At 49.1% G+C, this 19648-nt stretch carries 16 protein-coding genes; 14 read left to right on the forward strand and 2 right to left on the reverse strand.

The window, feature by feature from the left end; translation table 11 throughout:
* The first annotated feature begins 103 nt into the window (after positions 1 to 103).
* The 5 genes from JNC77_RS12610 to hutC all read left to right on the forward strand — a co-directional run bounded on the left by JNC77_RS12610 (position 104) and on the right by hutC (position 6214).
* The gene (locus JNC77_RS12610; protein WP_374833176.1) at positions 104 to 922 is read left to right on the forward strand and encodes a YggS family pyridoxal phosphate-dependent enzyme; all 819 of its coding nucleotides are present in this window, start codon (positions 104 to 106) and stop codon (positions 920 to 922) included.
* 189 nt (positions 923 to 1111) lie between these two features.
* Entirely contained in the window at positions 1112 to 2314 is a 1203-nt protein-coding gene (locus tag JNC77_RS12615; protein WP_374833033.1) for a M20 aminoacylase family protein, read from the forward strand.
* Positions 2315 to 2570: 256 nt separating this feature from the next.
* Entirely contained in the window at positions 2571 to 3866 is a 1296-nt protein-coding gene (locus tag JNC77_RS12620; RefSeq protein ID WP_374833035.1) for an MFS transporter, read from the forward strand.
* A 234-nt stretch (positions 3867 to 4100) separates the two neighbouring features.
* A complete protein-coding gene (locus tag JNC77_RS12625) occupies positions 4101 to 5285 on the forward strand; it encodes a DmpA family aminopeptidase (RefSeq protein ID WP_374833037.1) in 1185 nt (394 codons plus the stop codon).
* A 176-nt stretch (positions 5286 to 5461) separates the two neighbouring features.
* Entirely contained in the window at positions 5462 to 6214 is a 753-nt protein-coding gene (gene hutC, locus JNC77_RS12630; protein ID WP_374833039.1) for a histidine utilization transcriptional repressor HutC, read from the forward strand.
* Between the two features lie 2 nt (positions 6215 to 6216).
* Here the strand turns inward: hutC and JNC77_RS12635 are convergent, their stop codons facing one another.
* Positions 6217 to 7584 carry a formimidoylglutamate deiminase gene (locus JNC77_RS12635; protein ID WP_374833041.1) on the reverse strand — a complete coding sequence of 456 codons (1368 nt, stop codon included), beginning with the start codon at positions 7582 to 7584 and terminating at the stop codon, positions 6217 to 6219.
* A 135-nt stretch (positions 7585 to 7719) separates the two neighbouring features.
* Between JNC77_RS12635 and hutI the strand changes: the two genes are divergently transcribed.
* From hutI to JNC77_RS12660, 5 genes are read left to right on the forward strand one after another with little or no spacing between them, the layout of a single operon-like run.
* Positions 7720 to 8937 carry an imidazolonepropionase gene (gene hutI, locus JNC77_RS12640; RefSeq protein WP_374833178.1) on the forward strand — a complete coding sequence of 406 codons (1218 nt, stop codon included), beginning with the start codon at positions 7720 to 7722 and terminating at the stop codon, positions 8935 to 8937.
* Between the two features lie 42 nt (positions 8938 to 8979).
* The gene (hutH, locus tag JNC77_RS12645; RefSeq protein WP_374833043.1) at positions 8980 to 10515 is read left to right on the forward strand and encodes a histidine ammonia-lyase; all 1536 of its coding nucleotides are present in this window, start codon (positions 8980 to 8982) and stop codon (positions 10513 to 10515) included.
* Positions 10516 to 11310 carry an N-formylglutamate deformylase gene (gene hutG / locus JNC77_RS12650; protein WP_374833045.1) on the forward strand — a complete coding sequence of 265 codons (795 nt, stop codon included), beginning with the start codon at positions 10516 to 10518 and terminating at the stop codon, positions 11308 to 11310.
* Between the two features lie 19 nt (positions 11311 to 11329).
* Entirely contained in the window at positions 11330 to 13003 is a 1674-nt protein-coding gene (gene hutU, locus JNC77_RS12655; protein ID WP_374833047.1) for a urocanate hydratase, read from the forward strand.
* A 60-nt stretch (positions 13004 to 13063) separates the two neighbouring features.
* Entirely contained in the window at positions 13064 to 13636 is a 573-nt protein-coding gene (locus JNC77_RS12660; RefSeq protein ID WP_374833049.1) for a HutD/Ves family protein, read from the forward strand.
* On the opposite strand, the gene JNC77_RS12665 is transcribed toward JNC77_RS12660, so the two are convergent.
* A complete protein-coding gene (locus JNC77_RS12665) occupies positions 13633 to 14484 on the reverse strand; it encodes a MurR/RpiR family transcriptional regulator (RefSeq protein WP_374833051.1) in 852 nt (283 codons plus the stop codon). The genes JNC77_RS12660 and JNC77_RS12665 overlap by 4 nt on opposite strands.
* A 180-nt stretch (positions 14485 to 14664) precedes the next feature.
* Here JNC77_RS12665 and murA point away from each other — a divergent pair, with 180 nt between their 5' ends.
* From murA to JNC77_RS12685, 4 genes are all read left to right on the forward strand, one after another.
* Entirely contained in the window at positions 14665 to 15921 is a 1257-nt protein-coding gene (murA, locus tag JNC77_RS12670) for a UDP-N-acetylglucosamine 1-carboxyvinyltransferase (protein ID WP_374833053.1), read from the forward strand.
* An 8-nt stretch (positions 15922 to 15929) separates the two neighbouring features.
* Positions 15930 to 16817 carry a glucosamine kinase nucleotide-binding domain-containing protein gene (locus tag JNC77_RS12675; RefSeq protein WP_374833055.1) on the forward strand — a complete coding sequence of 296 codons (888 nt, stop codon included), beginning with the start codon at positions 15930 to 15932 and terminating at the stop codon, positions 16815 to 16817.
* 282 nt (positions 16818 to 17099) lie between these two features.
* A complete protein-coding gene (gene murQ, locus JNC77_RS12680; protein WP_374833057.1) occupies positions 17100 to 18023 on the forward strand; it encodes an N-acetylmuramic acid 6-phosphate etherase in 924 nt (307 codons plus the stop codon).
* 50 nt (positions 18024 to 18073) lie between these two features.
* Positions 18074 to 19594 (forward strand): ABC transporter substrate-binding protein, encoded by a 1521-nt coding sequence (locus tag JNC77_RS12685; protein WP_374833059.1) that lies wholly within the window; start codon positions 18074 to 18076, stop codon positions 19592 to 19594.
* Positions 19595 to 19648 lie beyond the last annotated feature (54 nt).

Genomic DNA, 19648 nt, shown 5'->3' on the forward strand with positions numbered 1-19648 from the left:
GCTTGCGTCTGCTTTATGCTAGCTTTTGCTTATTTAAAGCTTTGATTGTTGCAGGAGAAATATCATGTTTGCGACTTCTGAACGTCCTGATCAATTGGCGGAGATGGCGAATGTGCATGATCAGAAGACATTGTCGCAAGCTGATATAGACCGTTTTGGTCATGATCCGAAATCATCCTTTGCCGCTAATTTGTTCAACGTCCAAGAACGGATGGCAGCTGCCTGCCTGCGTAGCGGGCGCAACATTGATGATGTGCGCCTTTTACCGGTGACGAAAACGGTTCCGGCGAATGTTCTGCGACTTGCTTATGCCGCCGGTATTCATGATTTTAGCGAGAATAAACTGCAGGAAGCGCGTGATAAACAGGCAGTTTTAAGTGATCTTGCAATCAATTGGAGCATTATTGGGCATTTACAGACCAATAAGGTGAAATATCTGGTGCGCTTGGCATCGGAATTTCATGCACTTGATAGTTTTCGCTTGGCTGAAGAACTCAATCGCCGGCTTGAAAATATGGGGCGGGATTTGGATGTTTTTGTTCAGGTCAATACGTCTGGAGAGCAAAGCAAATATGGCCTGCATCCTGATGATCTCACGGCTTTCGTAGAGCGTCTATCTGATTATCCTCGTCTTAAGCCGCAAGGACTGATGACTTTAGCAATTTTTAGTCAGGATCAGGAGCGTGTACGGCAATGTTTTCGTTTGCTGCGACGTTTGCGCGATGAAGCGATAAAGGTTCATTCCGGTCTCAGCCAGCTTTCGATGGGGATGTCGGGCGACTATGAAATCGCTATTGAAGAAGGTGCGACAGTTGTACGGGTAGGGCAGGCAATATTTGGTGCCAGACCCACAGCGGATGCTTTTTATTGGCCGGGATTTGCACCTTACAATGCGGAAGAGTCCAGCACGAATGAAAATTAAGTGACAAAGTTTCCGGATTAAAATTTTGTTGGTCATATAGGTGAAACTATTGCATTTATTTTATTATTTCATAATGATTTCATCAAATAAGATAAGATTGAAAAGCTGATATAATTGTGTAGTCCTGTTAAATGTAAAATATTTATAACGTGACAGGAGTCCCCGTTTCATCATGACGGGGTGGAGAGCATGACCCAGCCAGATAATTTTGCCCGCATCACTGATTTGGAACCACAACGGACAGCGTTAGAAGATATTCGCCATCATTTGCATGCCAATCCGGAGCTTTCTTTTGAAGAAGAGAAAACTGCGGCTTATGTGGCTGATAAACTGGAAAGCTGGGGCTATGAAGTTACCCGAAATATTGGCGGACACGGTGTTGTCGGTTGCTTGACCGTCGGTACCGGCGGACGCAATATTGCTATCCGTGCCGACATGGATGCTTTGCCGATTTTGGAAAAAACCGGTCTTGCCTATGCAAGCCAGATTGATGGCAAGATGCATGCTTGCGGCCATGATGGCCATACAACCATGTTGCTGGGCGCGGCACAATATCTGGCGCGCACCAAGAATTTCATAGGCACGGTGACTTTGATTTTCCAACCGGCAGAAGAAGCCGGTGAGGGGAGCGGCGCGCAAGCGATGATTGCCGATGGTTTGTTCGAGCGCTTTCCGGTGGATGCAATTTTCGGACTTCACAACCATCCGGGCATTCCGGAAGGAACTGTGTTGACGCGTTCAGGGCCTATTATGGCCGCTTCAGATACAGCGCTGATCCGTGTGATTGGCAAAGGTGGCCATGCTTCGCGCCCACATCTGACAGTTGATCCGATTATGGTCGCTTCCAGTCTGGTTATGGCTTTGCAAACCGTTGTTTCCCGCAATATCGATCCGACGGAAACGGCGGTGATTACGGTTGGCAGTATTCATGGCGGCGAAGCTTCCAATGTTATTTCAGAACATGTGGATATGGCAATCAGTATCCGTTCTTTCTCGCCCGTCATCAGGGAATTATTGCAAAAGCGTGTTTGCGAACTGACCGAACAGCATGTTGCGGCCTATGGTGCGAGTGCGGAAATTAAATATCAGTTAGGCTATCCGGTGGTGGTCAATTCCTATGACGAAACGATATTTGCCACTGAAGTTGCGAGTGAATTGATTGGGGAGAGTAATGTTTCTACCTGTCCTCTTCTTCCGGGCAGTGAGGACTTTGCTTACTTTCTGCAACATAAACCGGGTAGTTTTTTGCGCCTTGGCAATGGTTTGAATTCTGCGGTTTTACATAATCCGAAATATAATTTTAACGACGAAAATCTGACTATTGGTGCAGCTCTTTGGGCACGGTTGGCCGAACGCTATCTTGCTGCCGGGGGCAATGGCTCGCAAAGCTAAGTCATTTTTGCCGATCAAGTTTCAGGGATACCGCATGTTGAAAAAAATGCGGTATTTTTGTCTCACCGCTTCCAAAAAACAATCTGGTGCAGAAAGTTCTTAATTCGCTCATCAGGCAGATATAACTCGGTCTCTAAGGCAATAATGTTTTATATGGATACACAAAGTTTGTGACTTGATTTATCACATGATCTGTATCAATTGCCTTGTAATATAGCGTTCATTTTTCAGGCATAATGCCTGTTTAGAGGTTTAAATGTCTGCGCAAGTGATTGCGATGATACTCGCTCCCGTCTTAGGCTTGTTCATTGTCAGCATTGGCAATGGTTTTTTGTCCTCACTGACAACCTTGCGTCTGGATAGTGCAGGCGTATCGGAGACGATGATCGGCTTCGTTTCGTCCTCTTATTTTATTGGTCTGACAGTCGGTGCTATTTTCCATGATCGATTGATTGCGCGTATTGGCCATATTCGTGCTTATAGCAGCTTTGCCTCTCTAATTACCGTAACTGTTTTGTTGCAAGGCATGTATTTCGATGTCTGGTTTTGGTTGAGCTTGCGTTTTCTTTATGGCTGGGCGGCGATTGGTATTTTTCTGGTCATTGAAAGTTGGCTATTATTGGCGGCTGATCAAAAAATTCGCGGGCGTATTCTCGCGCTCTACATGATCGCTTTATATGGCTCTGGTATGCTTGGTCAGATCGCGCTTGGAACTGTCGATGCTATGGGTGCGGTTATTCCCTTTATGGCGGCAGCCATTCTTGCGTCACTTTCCGTTTTGCCGATTGTGATCTTGCCGAAAGTAACGCCGGTTGTTGAGCGTGTCGAGGCACTCAATCCCTTTGATTTGCTACGTATGACGCCCAGTGGCGTGATTGGTTGCTTTGGTTCGGGTATTGCCATTGCTGCTGTATATTCATTGCTGCCACTTTACTTGCAGCGTACTGGGCGTGACATCAGTGAAGTGGGTACAATGATGGCGAGCGTCATTTTTGGTGCAATGGTTTTGCAATATCCGGTCGGTCGCTGGTCTGACAGGCAGGATCGCCGCATTGTGCTGATAACGCTGAGCATTGCCTGTGTGGTGCTTTCAGCGCTGGTGATTACATTGCCCCAGGCTTCGCCATTATTGATCGTGGTGTTCTTTCTGCTGGGTGGCGCTATTTTTGCCATCTATCCGGTTGCCGTTAGTTTTGCGGCCGACAGTACTTCATCTGACGCATTGGTGCGTATGATCCAAGGTTTGTTATTGATCAATTCAGTCGGCTCGGCAATCAGTCCTGTGATTATTTCTCCGGTAATGGCACTGATGGGGCCGCTTGGGCTCTTCTGGTCGTTAAGTCTTCTCAATCTTTTGATGGTTGGCTTCTTTATGTGGCGACGTGGTGCGCGTCCGGAGTCTACGCCGGCGGCACCTTTTGCACCGGCAACACCTTATTCACCCGTTGGTGCGGAACTACGTGTTACGGATGAAATGATACAAGGTGCGGTTGAAAACGAAAAAAATGATGCTGTTAATGTCGTCCTGCCTGAGGCTGAGCAAAATAACTAATCTATGAATTGAGGCGAGCATAATTATTTGTATTGTCTTGTTAGCTGCAAATATTCTTATTCTTATTCTTAGCTTACGGTCTGTCGTTTCAAATGCGCAGTAAACGCATTGAAGCGACAGGTTTAATTTTTATAATTTAAGCAATTGTGCAGACTCAACAGTAGTGTCTAAATAGCAGTGGCTGCTGATCATAATATTCATTTTAAAGTGCAGCCATCAATGGGAGGAGTTACCATGTTCAAGATGAAGTCTGCACTTTTAAGTGCAGTCTATGGAGCTATTTTGGTGAGTACTTTTTCTGCTGCCGTCGCACAAGAAAAACCGCGTGCACGTGATTTAGGCATACCGTTTACAGGTGAAACAGGCCCTAATAATGCAATTACTGATGTAGAAGGCGTAACCGTTGGTTATTCCACAATTATTGAAGGTGAAGGCAAAATTGAGGTTGGCAAAGGGCCTGTTCGTACCGGTGTGACCGCGATTTTACCGCGTGGTAAAAGCTTCAATCCGGTTTTTTCCGGGTGGTATTCGCTCAACGGTAATGGCGAAATGACCGGTACAACATGGGTGGAGGAAAGTGGTTTTCTTGAAGGCCCGATTACCATCACCAATACGCATAGTGTCGGTGTTGTGCGCGATTCTGTCGTCTCATGGCTTGCGGACAACGATCTGACAGGGCCGCATTTCAGAGATCTCTATTGGTTGTTGCCGGTCGTTGCCGAAACTTGGGATGGAATTCTTAACGATATTAACGGCATGCATGTCAAAAAAGAACATGTTTATGCAGCTCTCGATAATGCGATCGGCGGCAAGATTGCAGAAGGCAATGTCGGTGGCGGTACTGGTATGAACCTATTTAATTTTAAAGGTGGTACCGGTACATCATCACGTAAATTAAGTGATGAGCAGGGCGGTTATACGGTTGGCGTGCTGGTGCAGGGCAATTTTGGTTCGCGCAAAGATTTGTTGATCGCAGGTGTTCCGGTTGGTCAGGAAATCACCGATATGATGCCGGATACATCATGGACGCGTGAAGAGGCAGGCTCGATTATTGTCGTGGTTGCAACGGATGCGCCATTGTTGCCACAGCAGTTGAAGCGTCTGGCGCGTCGTGTGCCGATTGGTATCGGCCGTGTTGGTGGTTTCGGCGGCAATGGCAGTGGTGATATTTTCATCAGCTTCTCAACCGGTAACCCGCAAGCTTATAGCCGTGAAGAAAATACCAAGCTTGAGATGGTATCAAACAACAAGATGGATCCGCTTATTCAGGCAGCTGCTTTGGCAACCGAAGAAGCAATTGTGAATGCTATGATTGCAGCGGAAACGATGAAAGGACGCGATGACAATGTGTCTTTCGCGATCCCGCATGATCGTTTGGTCGAGGTGATGAAAAAATATAATCGCCTTGACGCCAAATAATGGTCGTTAAGTTGAAAGCGGTCTTTACGGCCGCTTTTTCTATATCCGATGTCTCTTGCATCAATCATAAAAGTCTATACAAAAAGGAAATGATCATCTTTTGATGCGATATAATGCAAGGTGATTTTATTTTGTGTGGGAAGTCAGCATTTTGCTGAAAGTGACAAGGGTGCTGTTTGAACCAAGAAAATAATGCTCCGGTCAGTCTTTCTGAGCAAATTCAAAAAGATATCGAAGATAATATCATCAACGGACATTGGGCGCCGGGTGACAAAATTCCAAGTGAAAGCGATTTCATGGAGCAATATCAATGCTCCCGCATGACGGTTAATCGTGTTTTATCGCGCCTCGCTGAACGTGGATTGATTAATCGTCGCCGCAAAGCTGGATCTTTTGTTTCTGCGCCGCAAGCCGATAGCGTGATGTTTATGCAAATCCGCGACTTTGCCAAAGAGGCGCAGGAAACGGGCCAGCAATATCGGCATGAAATTTTGCTACGCAGAGAAGAGCGCATAGCACCTGCAAAAGCCAAAGAATTGCAGTTAAAAGCCGATCATATGGTTTTGCGCGTTTTGTGCCTTCATATCGTCAATGAAAAGCCGGAAGCTTATGAAGATCGTATTATTTCTTTGACCAAAGTACCGGAAGTAGAGGTTGAGTTTTTTGAAGAAACGCCGCCTGGAACATGGCTGCTTGGCCATATCCCGTGGAATGAGGCCAAGCACACCATTCGCGCGATCAATGCAGACACAACATTGGCGGGCATTCTTGGTATTGAGGCCAACGCAGCTTGTTTGAAATTGAACCGGCGCACTTGGCATCGCTCGGAATTGATTACCGATGTGGATATTATCTATCCCGGTCTCGGACACGAGATTACAGGTGTGTTCACCTCTAATCTCGGTTCCTTCCCGCAAGTCAACTCCTGAACTTAGTTCAGCAATTCACGAATTGTCTGCTGGAATGCACGCTCAGCTTCGTCGCGTTTAGCATGGCGGCCATTTTCGACTTGTTTGATACCGTGTACCCAGACATCTGACACTTTTGCACGATTTGCAAAAATCCATGCATCAAGAATGGTGTCGCCTTTGGTGTCAGGAAGGCGCGCTGTATCAAGGGAGATAAAATCGGCGGACGCACCGGCTTTGAGGCCATCTTCTGCGCGTCCCATTGAGATGTTACCGCCTTTAACCGCGCCATCAAACATGGCTCTGCCGGTAGAGCCTTCATTCTGTGCCAGCACATTGCGGGCGCGATGTTGCAAGCGTTGCGAATACTCATATTGGCGCAATTCATCACCAATACCAATCAACACATTGGAATCGGAGCCAATGCCGAATTGACCTTGATGCTCATGAAAACATGTGGCGTTGAAAGTTCCGTCACCCAGATTAGCTTCTGTCACGGGGCAAAGTCCTGCAATTGCGCCTGATTTTGCAACTGCTGTTGTCTCGGCATTTGTCATATGCGTTGCATGAATAAGGCACCAACGCGAGGAAAGTTTTTGATTTTCCAGCAGCCATTCAACAGGGCGTTGACCAGACCACATAATGCAATCTTCAACTTCTTTAACTTGCTCGGCGATGTGAATATGCACCGGTGCATCCGGTAATAATTGCGCGGCAAAACTTAATTCGTCAGGCGTGACAGCACGCAAACTATGAGGAGCAACGCCTAAAACCGCACCATCGAAACCGGATAATGCTTTCTGACAACCTTCAATAAGTTTGCCAAAGCTTGCCTCATTGTTGATGAAGCGGCGCTGGCCTTCATTGGGGGCGCTTCCGCCAAAACCGGAATGAGCATAAAACACCGGCAGTAAAGTCAGCCCGATGCCGGAAGTTTTTGCAGCATCGATAATCTGATTGGCCATTTCAGCGATATTGTCATAATGGCTGCCGTCGCGGTTGTGGTGGAGATAATGAAACTCGCCAACACGGGTGAAGCCAGCCTCAAGCATGTCGATATAAAGCCGCAAAGCAACTGATCGCGCCTGATCCGGCGACATGGTGAGCGCGAACTTATACATGATTTCGCGCCAGCTCCAGAAACTGTCAGCGGAGCTGCCGCGTTTTTCAGCAAGCCCAGCCATGCCATATTGAAATGCATGGCTATGGATATTCGGCATGCCGCTCAAAATCACATCATGGCACTCGTCATCGGCTCTAGCGGCAACGCTCTTTTCGAGCGCGCTAATCTTTCTGTCGACAATGGTGATGCGCACATCTTCTGCCCAGCCGCTCGGTAAAAGCGCTTGTTTGGCATGGATTATTTGCGTGTTTTTTTGCGCTGCCGCCATAAATCTTAACTCCTCTTGCCGCTTGGTTTTCCCGTTTGTTTTTCAACAAAATGCATTTTGAAGCATTTTTCCTCTTGGCGGCTCGATTATTATGTATATACATTATATGCAAACAGGGGAAGAGTGAAAATGCTGATGGCAGAAAAATCCAACTTCGTTTTAACCAATGCGCGTATGATTACGCTTGCAGAAGATGCGGGCGGTTTGGGTCTGGTGGAAGATGCAGCTCTTGCCGTAAAAGACGGCAAAATTTCCTATGCCGGAGCGCGAACAGAACTCGGCAACCAATATACTGATTTTGAAACAATTGATTGTCAGGGCCGATTGATCACGCCGGGCTTGATCGATTGCCACACCCATCTGGTTCATGCGGGCAATCGGGCGCATGAATTTGAACTGCGTTTGAATGGCGCAACTTATGAAGAAGTGGCGCGTGCGGGCGGTGGTATTATTTCTTCTGTTAAAAATATGCGAGCGGCGAGCGAAGTTGATCTGATCCATGAGACATTGCCACGCCTTGATGCTTTGATTGCCGAAGGTGTGACGACAATCGAGATTAAATCCGGCTATGGGCTGGACACTGAAAATGAAATAAAAGCCTTGCGTGTCGCACGCCAACTTGGCGAAATACGTGATGTTGCGGTACGCACCACTTTCCTTGGCGCTCATGCACTGCCGCCTGAGATGAATGGCGACAAGCAAGCCTATCTTGATAAAATTATTGATGAAATGCTTCCCCGTATTGCGGCAGAAAATTTGGCTGATGCAGTTGATGGTTTTTGTGAGGGTATTGCTTTTTTACCGGATGAGATGGCGCGCGTTTTTGATGCCGCTAAAAGCTATGACTTGCCGGTCAAACTTCATGTCGATCAGCTCTCCAATTTGCATGGCGCTGCATTGGCTGCTTCTTATCAGGCACTGTCTGCCGATCATCTGGAATATACCGATGAAGAAGGTGCCAAGGCGATGGCAAAGGCTGGCACTGTCGCAGTTTTGCTACCAGGTGCTTATTATTTCATTCGTGAAACGCAAAAACCTCCCGTTGAGCTTTTCCGTGCCGCGGGCACGAAAATGGCACTCGCCACTGATAATAATCCGGGCACATCACCATTAACATCGCTGCTTTTGACCATGAATATGGGCGCCACATTGTTTCGTATGACGGTTGATGAATGCATCGCCGGTGTGACCCGCGAAGCGGCGCGGGCGCTTGGAATTTTAAAGCAAACCGGCACGTTGGAAATTGGCAAAGATGCAGACATTGCCATTTGGGATGTCGAACGTCCGGCAGAGCTTGTTTATCGCATTGGTTTCAATCCGCTGTGGAAGCGGATTTTCAAAGGCCAGATTTAATTTTTTCATAACCCGTGGGCTTTGTCCCCGATGGAGCAACAGATGACTCTCGTTCTAAAGCCCGGCAGTGTTTCTCTTGGAATTCTTGAGAAAATCTATCGCGAAAAACTGAGTGTGCGTATTGATACATCTTTTTATGGCGCGATTAAAAAAGCTGCCAATCGTATTGCGGAAATTGCAGCTGGTGATGCTCCAGTTTATGGCATTAATACCGGTTTTGGTAAGCTGGCTTCTATTCGTATTGCGCCGGAAGATGTTGCAACCCTACAGCGTAACCTGATCCTGTCGCATTGCTGCGGCGTGGGCGAGCCTTTGAGCGAAGAAATCGTACGTCTCATTATGGCACTCAAGCTGATTTCGCTCGGCCGTGGTGCGTCTGGTGTACGCCTTGAACTCATTAATCTGATTGAAGGCATGCTGGAAAAAGGCGTGACACCAATGATCCCTGCCAAGGGTTCGGTTGGCGCTTCCGGTGACTTGGCACCTCTTGCCCATTTGGCAGCGGTGATGATCGGCGAAGGTGAGGCTTTTTATCAAGGTGCGCGTCTTTCAGGCGCAGATGCTTTGAAAAAAGCAGGACTGATACCAGTGGTGCTGGCGGCCAAAGAAGGTTTGGCTTTGATTAACGGCACGCAAACCTCAACGGCGTTGGCGCTTGCGGGATTGTTCCGTGCACATCGCGCTTTGCAAGCAGCATTGATTACCGGTGCACTTTCCACCGATGCTGCCATGGGCTCGACCGCGCCATTCCATCCGGATATTCATTCATTGCGCGGCCATCAGGGACAGATTGATACAGCATCTGCTCTGCGTAAGCTGCTTGACGGCTCTGTTATTCGTGACAGCCATCTGGAAGGTGATCAGCGCGTACAAGATCCTTATTGCATCCGCTGTCAGCCGCAGGTGGATGGTGCATGTCTGGATATTTTGCGCCAGGCTGCCCGCAGTCTTGAAATTGAAGCCAATGCGGTGACCGATAATCCGCTTGTACTCTCCGATGATAGTGTGATTTCGGGTGGCAATTTCCATGCCGAACCGGTGGCTTTTGCGGCCGATCAGATCGCACTCGCTATTTGCGAAATCGGTGCTATTGCACAACGCCGCATTGCGCTTTTGGTGGATCCAGCGCTCTCGTTCGGCTTGCCAGCATTTTTGGCCAAAAAACCGGGTCTTAATTCTGGCCTGATGATTGCGGAAGTGACCTCTGCCGCCTTGATGAGCGAAAACAAACAAATGTCGCATCCGGCATCGGTGGATTCAACACCAACCTCCGCCAACCAAGAAGATCACGTCTCGATGGCGTGTCATGGTGCGCGGCGTTTGTTGCAAATGACTGATAATCTTAATGCGATTATCGGTATCGAGGCACTTACTGGCGCTCTCGGTGTGGAGCTGCGTGAGCCACTTGAAACCAGTCCGGAACTGAAGAAGGCCATTGCAGCACTGCGTGCAAAAGTGCCGACCTTGGAGATTGACCGTTATATGGCCAATGATCTTGAAACTGCAACTGAGGTTGTGGCCGATGGATCACTGAACGCCAGCATCAGCAACGGCATTTTGCCAAGTTTGGAGGCTTAAATGCAAGCTTTTGAACTGAAATCTGGCTCATCGCCGGTGATCATCGCTCTGCCCCATACCGGCACAGATGTGCCGGATGATATCATGGTGCGTCTGAATGATAACGGTCTTAAGCTTGCCGATACAGACTGGCATATTCATCATCTTTATGGTGGACTGTTGGAAGATGCCACGATGATAAGGGCAACTTTCCATCGTTATTGCATTGATGCCAATCGTGATCCGGAAGGTGTCAGCCTTTATCCGGGGCAAAACACGACGACACTTATTCCGACCACGGATTTTGACGGATTGGCCATCTGGAAAGAGGGTGAAGAACCCACTTCAGATGACATTGAAGATCGTTTGAACCGTTTTCACAAGCCTTATCATGATGCACTGGCTGCTGAAATCGAGCGGGTTAAAAAGATCCACGGCATCGCAATTCTTTACGATTGCCATTCTATCCGCTCCCATATTCCGTTTTTGTTTGAAGGTATTTTGCCGGATTTCAATATCGGTACCGATATGGGCAAAACCTGTGCACCGGAAATCGAAGCCATTGCCGTTGATGTGACCAGCAAAGCGCAAGGTTATACCTCGATTTTAAATGGTCGCTTTAAAGGCGGCTGGACAACGCGCCACTACGGCAAGCCGGAAAATCGCGTGCATGCCATCCAGATGGAATTGGCGCAAAAGACGCATTTAGTCTCTGAAAACTTGCCCTTTGCCTATGATGAAGCAAAGGCAGAGCGCTTGCGCGTTCATTTGAAAACTATCTTGCAGCGCATCGAAGCTGCGGCAGCCAAATTATAAAGATCGAAAAGGGGAAACCATGTCCAATCCACGTCATAATGAACGCGATGTTCGCGCACCGCGCGGCACTGAACTCAATGCTAAAAGTTGGCTCACTGAAGCGCCATTGCGTATGCTGATGAACAATCTTGATCCGGATGTTGCCGAGCGCCCGCATGAACTGGTGGTTTATGGCGGCATTGGCCGCGCCGCCCGTACATGGGATGATTTTGATAAGATTGTTGCTACACTGAAAACATTGGAAGACAATGAAACCCTGCTGGTACAATCGGGTAAACCGGTTGGCGTTTTTCGCACCCACAAAGATGCGCCGCGTGTATTGATTGCCAACTCCAATCTGGTGCCGCATTGGGCGACATGGGATCATTTTAACGAATTGGATAAAAAAGGTTTGGCCATGTATGGCCAGATGACCGCCGGTTCGTGGATCTATATCGGCGCACAAGGGATTGTGCAGGGCACTTACGAAACCTTTGTCGAGGCCGGTCGCCAGCATTATGGTGGCAACCTCAAAGGCAAATGGATTTTGACCGGTGGTCTTGGTGGCATGGGTGGTGCACAGCCTCTTGCAGCCGTGATGGCAGGTGCGTGCTGCTTAGCTGTTGAATGCGATGAAACCCGCGCCGATTTCCGTCTTCGCACCCGTTATGTCGATGAAAAGACCCATAGTCTTGATGAAGCATTGGCAAGAATTGACGAATGGACCAAGGCGGGCGTTGCCAAATCCATCGCACTGATCGGGAATGCGGCAGAAATCTATCCTGAACTCGTCAAGCGTGGTGTACGTCCTGATATTGTCACCGACCAGACCTCGGCGCATGATCCGGTACACGGCTATTTGCCGATTGGCTGGAGCGTTGCTGAGTGGCGCGCGAAACAGGAAAGCGATCCGAAAGGTGTTGCAAAAGCTGCCCGCGCTTCGATGAAAGTGCAGGTTCAGGCTATGCTCGACTTCTGGAATGCCGGTATTCCAACAGTTGATTACGGTAATAATATCCGTCAGATGGCGCTGGAAGAAGGTTTGGAAGATGCTTTTGCATTCCCGGGCTTTGTGCCAGCCTATATCCGCCCATTGTTTTGCCGTGGTGTCGGGCCTTTCCGTTGGGCAGCGCTTTCCGGCGATCCGGAGGATATTGCCAAGACCGATGCCAAGGTTAAAGAACTGCTGCCGGATAATAAGCATCTGCATAACTGGCTGGATATGGCGAAAGAACGCATTGAGTTTCAGGGGCTTCCGGCGCGCATTTGCTGGGTTGGTTTGGGTGATCGCCATCGCCTCGGTCTTGCCTTCAACGAGATGGTGCGTAATGGCGAATTAAAAGCACCGATTGTGATCGGTCGCGATCATCTGGATAGTGGTTCGGTTGCCTCGCCAAACCGTGAAACAGAATCTATGAGAGATGGTTCGGATGCAGTTTCCGACTGGCCGTTGCTTAACGCGCTGCTCAACACGGCATCGGGTGCAACATGGGTTTCGCTTCATCATGGCGGTGGTGTCGGCATGGGTTTCAGCCAGCATTCCGGCATGGTGATTTGCTGTGACGGTTCGGTAGATGCGGACGAACGCATTGGCCGTGTTCTTTGGAATGATCCGGCAACCGGTGTAATGCGCCATGCCGATGCAGGTTATGATATAGCGCTGGATTGGGCAAAAGAGCAGGGGCTGCGCTTGCCTGCAATTCTTGGCAATTAACTTGTCTTTTCTCCCGCAAGTATCCCACTTGCGGGAGATTTATTTTACGAGGCAATACCGATGAAAATTTTGCGCAGCGATGATCACAAACAAATGCCGTGGAAAAACGGTGGTGGTGTGACGGTTGAAATTGCCATTCATCCGGCGGATGCAACAGTTGATAATTTCGATTGGCGCATTTCTACCGCAAAGGTGGCTGAAGACGGTGCTTTCTCAGTTTTTGCTGATATCGACCGGACGCTTGCAGTGCTGGACGGGAACGGTATTGTCTTGTCCGTTGACGGTGTGGAGACGAAACTCACGCAAGCAAGTGAGCCTTATAGCTTTGCGGGTGATGCACCCACCAGTGCCTGTCTGATTGACGGAAAAATCACTGACCTGAATGTAATGACGCGACGCGGGGTTTATACTCACACAGTGACCCGCATTGTGCTGGATGGTTCGCCAGTTCATTTACAAATTAAAGGGCAGAGCCTGTTGTTTGTTGCGAGCGGCTCAGTGCGTATTCAAAACGTGCAACATGAAGAAAAACTGTTTGCCAGAGATTGTGCGCGTTTCGATGTGGAAGAAACAAGTAACCTCCAGATTACGGGTGAAGCCGTTGCTTATCTGATCAGCTTTAAAAGCATTTAACCATTTTTAAGCGTGGTGACGGCCTGTTCACTGTTGCGGATATAATCATAAGCGTCACTTTGTTTTTGAATTAGCAAGATGAAAAGCAGGTCGGTCAGAATAAGCTGTGCATCGCGCGATGTGATCGAGGATGAGCGGACTTTTTCTTCATCCGCAACCGTATACAGATTGATATCGCCATTGGAAGCCAGCTTGTTTTCTTTCAAGCCGGTAACGGAAATTACCATTGCTCCGCGTTCTTTTGCGGCTTCTGCAATGCGCAATGTTTCAATACTGGCACCCGACTGCGAAAAAGCAACCAACACATCATGACTGCTCAACGTGGAAGCATTGGCCATTTGAATGTGGCTGTCGTCATTGTGCAAGACATTGCGGCCGAGCTTCATCATTTTATAGGAAAAATCGCGCGCAACAAGTGATGATGCCCCAACGCCTGCCAGATGAATGCGGCGTGCTGCATCAAGGGCTGATAGTGCTTTGCCGATATCATCTTCATTATTGACTGCAACGGTCTGCTGCATGGATTGCAATTTGCTGCCGATCAGTTTTTGCAAAATGGTCAGATAGCCATCGTCTTTTTCAATGGAGCCGTGAATAACACCGGCAGGCACGCGCCATTCTTGCGCTTTGGCTTCAATAACTGCGCGTTTTAGTTCCTGATATCCGGCAAAGCCCAGCTTTTGGCTGAATTTGACTACGCTTGATTGGCTACGCCCTGTTTCTTGAGCCAATGCGGCAGAAGATAGCTTGGCGACTTGCTCTGGTCGCTCGAGAATAAACTCACCGATCTGCTGGTCGGCAGGTGCCATGTCTGTTAATCTGACACTGATCATCTGTAATACCGACACTGGTGATCTCCCAAATCTATTCTATTATTGCCGCTATCCTATGTTTTTTTAATTGCTGTTCACAATAGGATGGGGTGAGGAATATATTATTCCAAATCAATTGACACATGGTACTGCTGAATTCATAGTCAATGCAAGTCCATCATAGCAGCCCATTATAGCAACAAGGCAGTTTGTTCCATGGATAAATTACGAATAGTCGGCGGAAAACGCCTTCAAGGTGCTGTCAGCATAGCGGGTGCAAAAAATTCGGCACTGCCGCAAATCGCAGCTTCGCTATTGAGCCCGTTTCCGCTGGAACTGACAAATCTGCCGGTTGTAACCGATGTTCAAGCCATGTTGAGTGTGGTGGAAGCGCAAGGGGCAGTAATCAATCACACGGCGCAGGGTACGACAATTGAAGCTCACGAGTTGTTTGCGGTTGATACAACTTATGAAACTGTGCGCAAAATGCGCGCGACTGTGCTGGTGCTCGCGCCCCTTTTGGTGCGCAACGGACAAGCACGGGTTTCGATGCCGGGTGGTTGTGCCATTGGTGCAAGACCAGTAGATTTGCATGTCAAAGCGCTGCAGGCATTGGGCGCGCATGTGGAAATTGACCGCGGTGTGATTGCGGCATCTTTGAAGAGCAGCCTTCGTGGTGCGCGCATTGTTTTAGGGGCACCATCGGTAGGAGCAACCGCTATGGCGATGATGGCTGCAACCTATGCAAACGGCGAGACAGAAATTCTCAATGCGGCGCGCGAGCCTGAACTCGCTGATCTGGCAGCATGTCTGACAGCAATGGGTGCCGAAATTGAAGGTGCTGGGACGCATCGCATTTTGATTAATGGCGAAACATCCTGGCGTGAAGCCAGTCATCACAGTATCCCTGACCGGATTGAGGCGGGGACTTACGCGGTGGCGGCAGCCATTACCGGTGGCCAGTTGGAACTCACCAATGCGAGGCTTGATCATCTGGCATCAGCTGTGCAGATTTTGGAAATGATGGGTGTCAATGTCTGGCCGAGTGATCGCGGCATTGTCATTTCTCGTGACGACGCATTGAAACCGGTTGATCTGACAACAGAACCTTATCCGGGCTTTCCGACTGATTTGCAGGCGCAGATTATGGCGCTGGCAACTTGTGCCAATGGTGCGTCACTGATCCGTGAAACAGTGTTTGAAAGCCGTTTCATGCATGTGCCGGAGCTTTGCCGATTGGGTGCTGATATTACGCTTAAAGGTACGTCGGCCTTGGTGCGTGGCGGCGGGAAGCTCTACGGCACAGAGGTAATGGCGACAGATCTGCGTGCTTCTGTTTCGCTGATTTTGGCCGCTCTTGTGGCTGAGGGCGAAACCATTGTTAATCGCGTTTATCATCTTGATCGTGGCTATGAGCAGCTTGATCGAAAGCTGCGCCAATGCGGTGCTGATATTGAACGGCTGAAAGGGTAAGTGTCATCATGTCACAAATTTCAGCCTATTTTCTTGGTGTTGATGGTGGCGGAACCGGTTGCCGTGCGCGGATTGAGGATGCGCCAGGTCATGTTTTAGGACAGGGTCTATCGGGCTCAGCCACAACGCGTCTTGGCATAGAAGCGGCATGGGGTTCAGTCATGCGCGCCAGCGAAGCGGCGATTGAGGAAGCCGGATTAACTGCTCAAGAATATAGCCAAATTCATGTCGGTATTGCGCTTGCCGGTCTTGGTCGCAAGGGCGCGTTACAGGCTCTGCAGGCCATTCCGCATCAATTTGCGTCAATTGCTTTTGTCAATGATGGCAAGGGGGCGTGTTTGGGTGCGCATTCCGGCCGTGATGGAGCCATTGTGATTGCGGGCACAGGCTCGGTGGGGCTTGGTTTTGTTGAAGGCGAAGATTTGCGCGTTGGCGGCTATGGGTTTCCAGTTTCCGATGAGGGGAGTGGTGCTTATTTGGGGCTGAAAACCATCCAGCATGCATTGCGTGCGCATGATGGACGTTTAGAAAAAACAGCGCTGCTATCGGAGGTGATGCAACGTTTTAGCAATGATCCGATGGAAGTTGTGGCGTGGATGGATCAGGCCGCTGCCACTGAATATGCGACACTTGCGCCGATGGTGATGCGTCATGCAGATCAAGGGGACGCTGCCGCACGCCGGATTGTGCAAGGGGCTGCCGGTCATGTGGATGCATTGGTGCGTGCTCTATTTGAGCGTGGCGCGCCGCGCGTCTCGTTGCTTGGCGGGCTTGCCACGCCGCTTTTGGCATGGCTCGCGCCTGATGTGCGCCGCCGTTTGAAGCCTGCTGATGGCGATGCGGTTTCAGGTGCGATCATTTTAGCCAGGCGTGAAGGAGAGGTGAAAAATCAGTAATTCCTGACATACTGTGAATTGGAATAATAAATTCCAATAATTTATTGACATATGGAATATTTAAACTTAGATTTTGTATGAAGTCAGGCATTTGGCGAGGGATGCGTTGCATTTGTGTCCTCGCTCTGATGGCTGGCCGGACAGGTGAATTCTAGAGCGTGTCGTACTTAACCGTATCCACTGTGCTCGCTCTAGCGGTTTGTTTTTACGCATGTCTTTGTCCCAAAGCCGGGGGGCACTTTTGGGAGACATGCTCTAGATGCGATTTTTAAGGCGATCCGCATGTTGAAGCGAGAATTATTGTCAGAGCTGGACGGGCTGGTTTCCGAAGGGCGCAACCCGCGGACAATGGATATTGATTTGCTCGACAGTCTCGCCGTTGTTCGCAAAATCAACGATGATGACAAGATCGTGCCGCTGGCGGTGGAAAAAGTGCTGCCGGAAGTGGCGCAAGCCGTTGATGCCATCGTTGCAGCTTTTCGCAAAAACGCACGTCTCATCTATATTGGTGCCGGTACAAGCGGTCGTTTAGGTGTTTTGGATGCCTCCGAATGTCCTCCCACATTCGGGGTGCCGGAAAGCATGGTTGTTGGCCTGATTGCCGGTGGAGACGAGGCCTTGTTGCGCGCAATTGAAGGCGCGGAAGATGATGCTTCACAAGGTGAGGCGGATTTGCGCAATATTCAATTGAGTGCGGATGATGTGGTTGTCGGCATCGCTGTCAGCGGGCGTACGCCTTATGTGATTGGTGCATTAAATTATGCCAAATCATTGGGTGCGGTAACAGTTGCGCTTTCATGCAACCCGCAATCCACCATTGCAGCGCTTGCCGATATTGCGATTTCGCCGGTTGTAGGGCCGGAAGTTCTCACTGGTTCAACGCGATTGAAATCCGGTACAGCTCAGAAGCTGGTGCTTAACATGCTGACCACTGCGAGCATGATCAGGATCGGAAAAAGCTATCAAAATCTGATGGTTGATGTGTCTGCAACCAACGAAAAACTGGTTGCCCGTGCAGTTCGTATTGTTATGCAGGCTAGTGGTTGTGACGAGCGCACTGCCGAGGAAGCGCTTCGTCTGACAAACAATGATGTCAAGCTTGCGATTCTTGTTGTAATGAATGAGACAGGGGTTGAAGAAGCACGACGCGCACTGCATGAAGCGAACGGCTTTTTAAGACCGGCAATACATGTAAAATCAGTTTGAGACTAAGCACAATTCCGCGATGGATTTAGGGATCGTTAAGGGGAGCATGAATGAAAACGTCATTTAAAATCAAACTGCTGGGCTGCGTTGCAGCTTTGGCAATGTATTCGCCGGTGATGGCCGGTGATGCAATGGCGCAAACTTTGCGCATGGCTTGGTCGCAGGATGCCACCGGCCTTGATCCGCACAAGCAGACGGCATTCTCGTCGCAGCGTTTGCTGGAGCTGGTTTATGAGCCGCTTGTTCGCTCCGACGCACAGCTTTTGGCAGCACCTGCCATTGCAGAAAGCTGGGAATTCTCCGATGATGGTAAGGTACTGACCTTCAAGCTCAATAAAGATTCAAAATTCCAGAATGGTGAAAATGTCACCTCTGCGGATGTGAAAGCTTCTTTCGAGCGTATTCTGGATGAAGCAACCGGTGCAGCAGCGCGCGCCAACTTCCAGTCTATTGAAACAATCGAAACACCGGATGATGCAACAGTTATTTTCAAGCTGAAACAGGCTGATATTCCGCTGCTAACTGCAATGACTTCAATTAATGCGGCTATTTTGCCAGCAAGTGAAATTGCAGCCGGTACTATTGGTACCAAAACGGTTGGTTCAGGCCCTTTCATTCTGGAAAGCTGGAACCCGAACTCCAAGGAAGTTTTGAAAACCAACCCGGATTGGGCTGGCGGCAAAGTTGAAATCGATGGTATCGACATCAGCGTTCTGCCGGATGAGACAGCAATTCTGGCAGCTTTGCGCGCCAAGCAAATTGATTTTGCCGTGCTGAACGATCCAATGGTCGCCACCATGGTTGATCGTGAAGCCAATGTGACGCTCGATCGTACGCCAAGTCTTGCATATCATGTTTTGCAGCTCAATCCATCGCGTGCACCGATGAACGAACTGGCTGTCCGTCAGGCGATTTCCTGTGCTATTGATCGTCAAGATGTCTTGGAAACAGCGTCTCTTGGTGAAGGCGCTGTCACTGGTCCATTAACTTCACCGGCTTTTGCCAATGATCCGTCGACCCTTTTCTGCTATGAAAAAGATCTGGAAAAAGCCAAGAAACTGATGGCTGATGCCGGCTTTAAAGATGGTTTCTCTGCAACGGTTATTGCTGCAACCGGTGAGCCACCGACTGCAGCATCCGAAGCACAGGTTATCCAGTCGCAGCTTGCTGAAATCGGTATCAAGCTTGATATCCGAATGATGGAACTTAACGTCTATGTCGATACCTGGTTGAAAGGTGATTTTGACATGGCGGTCGCGCTCAACGCTGGCAGTGCAGATCCTTACACTATGTATAACCGTTATTGGACGAAAAATGGTAACCTGCAAAAGGTTGCACAGTTCTCTGATGATAAGCTGGACAGTTTGCTGCAAGAAGGGCGTGCAGAGACCAATCTGGAAAAACGCAAAGAAATCTTCTCGGAATTTGAGAAGCATATTGCGGAAGTTTCGCCATGGATCTGGCTCTATACGTCAAACAATTATGCTGCATTCCAGAAGAATGTAACCGGTTTTGAGCCGCGCCGCACCAATTCTATTTTTGGTGTGACCAAGATTAAACTGGACAAATAAACGTAAAATCACCCGTCCGGTTGTCTTTTAAAGATAACCGGACGGGTGATCTTC

The organism is Paenochrobactrum pullorum, assembly GCF_041929845.1.
Classification (GTDB): domain Bacteria; phylum Pseudomonadota; class Alphaproteobacteria; order Rhizobiales; family Rhizobiaceae; genus Paenochrobactrum; species Paenochrobactrum pullorum.

What these genes read in the sequence shown, in the direction of transcription:
- JNC77_RS12610 (WP_374833176.1), top strand. Translation starts at nt 104, where the DNA reads ATGGCGAATGTGCATGATCAGAAGACATTGTCGCAAGCTGATATAGAC.
- JNC77_RS12615 (WP_374833033.1), top strand. Translation starts at nt 1,112, where the DNA reads ATGACCCAGCCAGATAATTTTGCCCGCATCACTGATTTGGAACCACAA.
- JNC77_RS12620 (WP_374833035.1), top strand. Translation starts at nt 2,571, where the DNA reads ATGTCTGCGCAAGTGATTGCGATGATACTCGCTCCCGTCTTAGGCTTG.
- JNC77_RS12625 (WP_374833037.1), top strand. Translation starts at nt 4,101, where the DNA reads ATGTTCAAGATGAAGTCTGCACTTTTAAGTGCAGTCTATGGAGCTATT.
- JNC77_RS12635 (WP_374833041.1), bottom strand. Translation starts at nt 7,584, where the DNA reads ATGGCGGCAGCGCAAAAAAACACGCAAATAATCCATGCCAAACAAGCG.
- hutI (WP_374833178.1), top strand. Translation starts at nt 7,720, where the DNA reads ATGGCAGAAAAATCCAACTTCGTTTTAACCAATGCGCGTATGATTACG.
- hutH (WP_374833043.1), top strand. Translation starts at nt 8,980, where the DNA reads ATGACTCTCGTTCTAAAGCCCGGCAGTGTTTCTCTTGGAATTCTTGAG.
- hutG (WP_374833045.1), top strand. Translation starts at nt 10,516, where the DNA reads ATGCAAGCTTTTGAACTGAAATCTGGCTCATCGCCGGTGATCATCGCT.
- hutU (WP_374833047.1), top strand. Translation starts at nt 11,330, where the DNA reads ATGTCCAATCCACGTCATAATGAACGCGATGTTCGCGCACCGCGCGGC.
- JNC77_RS12660 (WP_374833049.1), top strand. Translation starts at nt 13,064, where the DNA reads ATGAAAATTTTGCGCAGCGATGATCACAAACAAATGCCGTGGAAAAAC.
- murA (WP_374833053.1), top strand. Translation starts at nt 14,665, where the DNA reads ATGGATAAATTACGAATAGTCGGCGGAAAACGCCTTCAAGGTGCTGTC.
- JNC77_RS12675 (WP_374833055.1), top strand. Translation starts at nt 15,930, where the DNA reads ATGTCACAAATTTCAGCCTATTTTCTTGGTGTTGATGGTGGCGGAACC.
- murQ (WP_374833057.1), top strand. Translation starts at nt 17,100, where the DNA reads ATGTTGAAGCGAGAATTATTGTCAGAGCTGGACGGGCTGGTTTCCGAA.
- JNC77_RS12685 (WP_374833059.1), top strand. Translation starts at nt 18,074, where the DNA reads ATGAAAACGTCATTTAAAATCAAACTGCTGGGCTGCGTTGCAGCTTTG.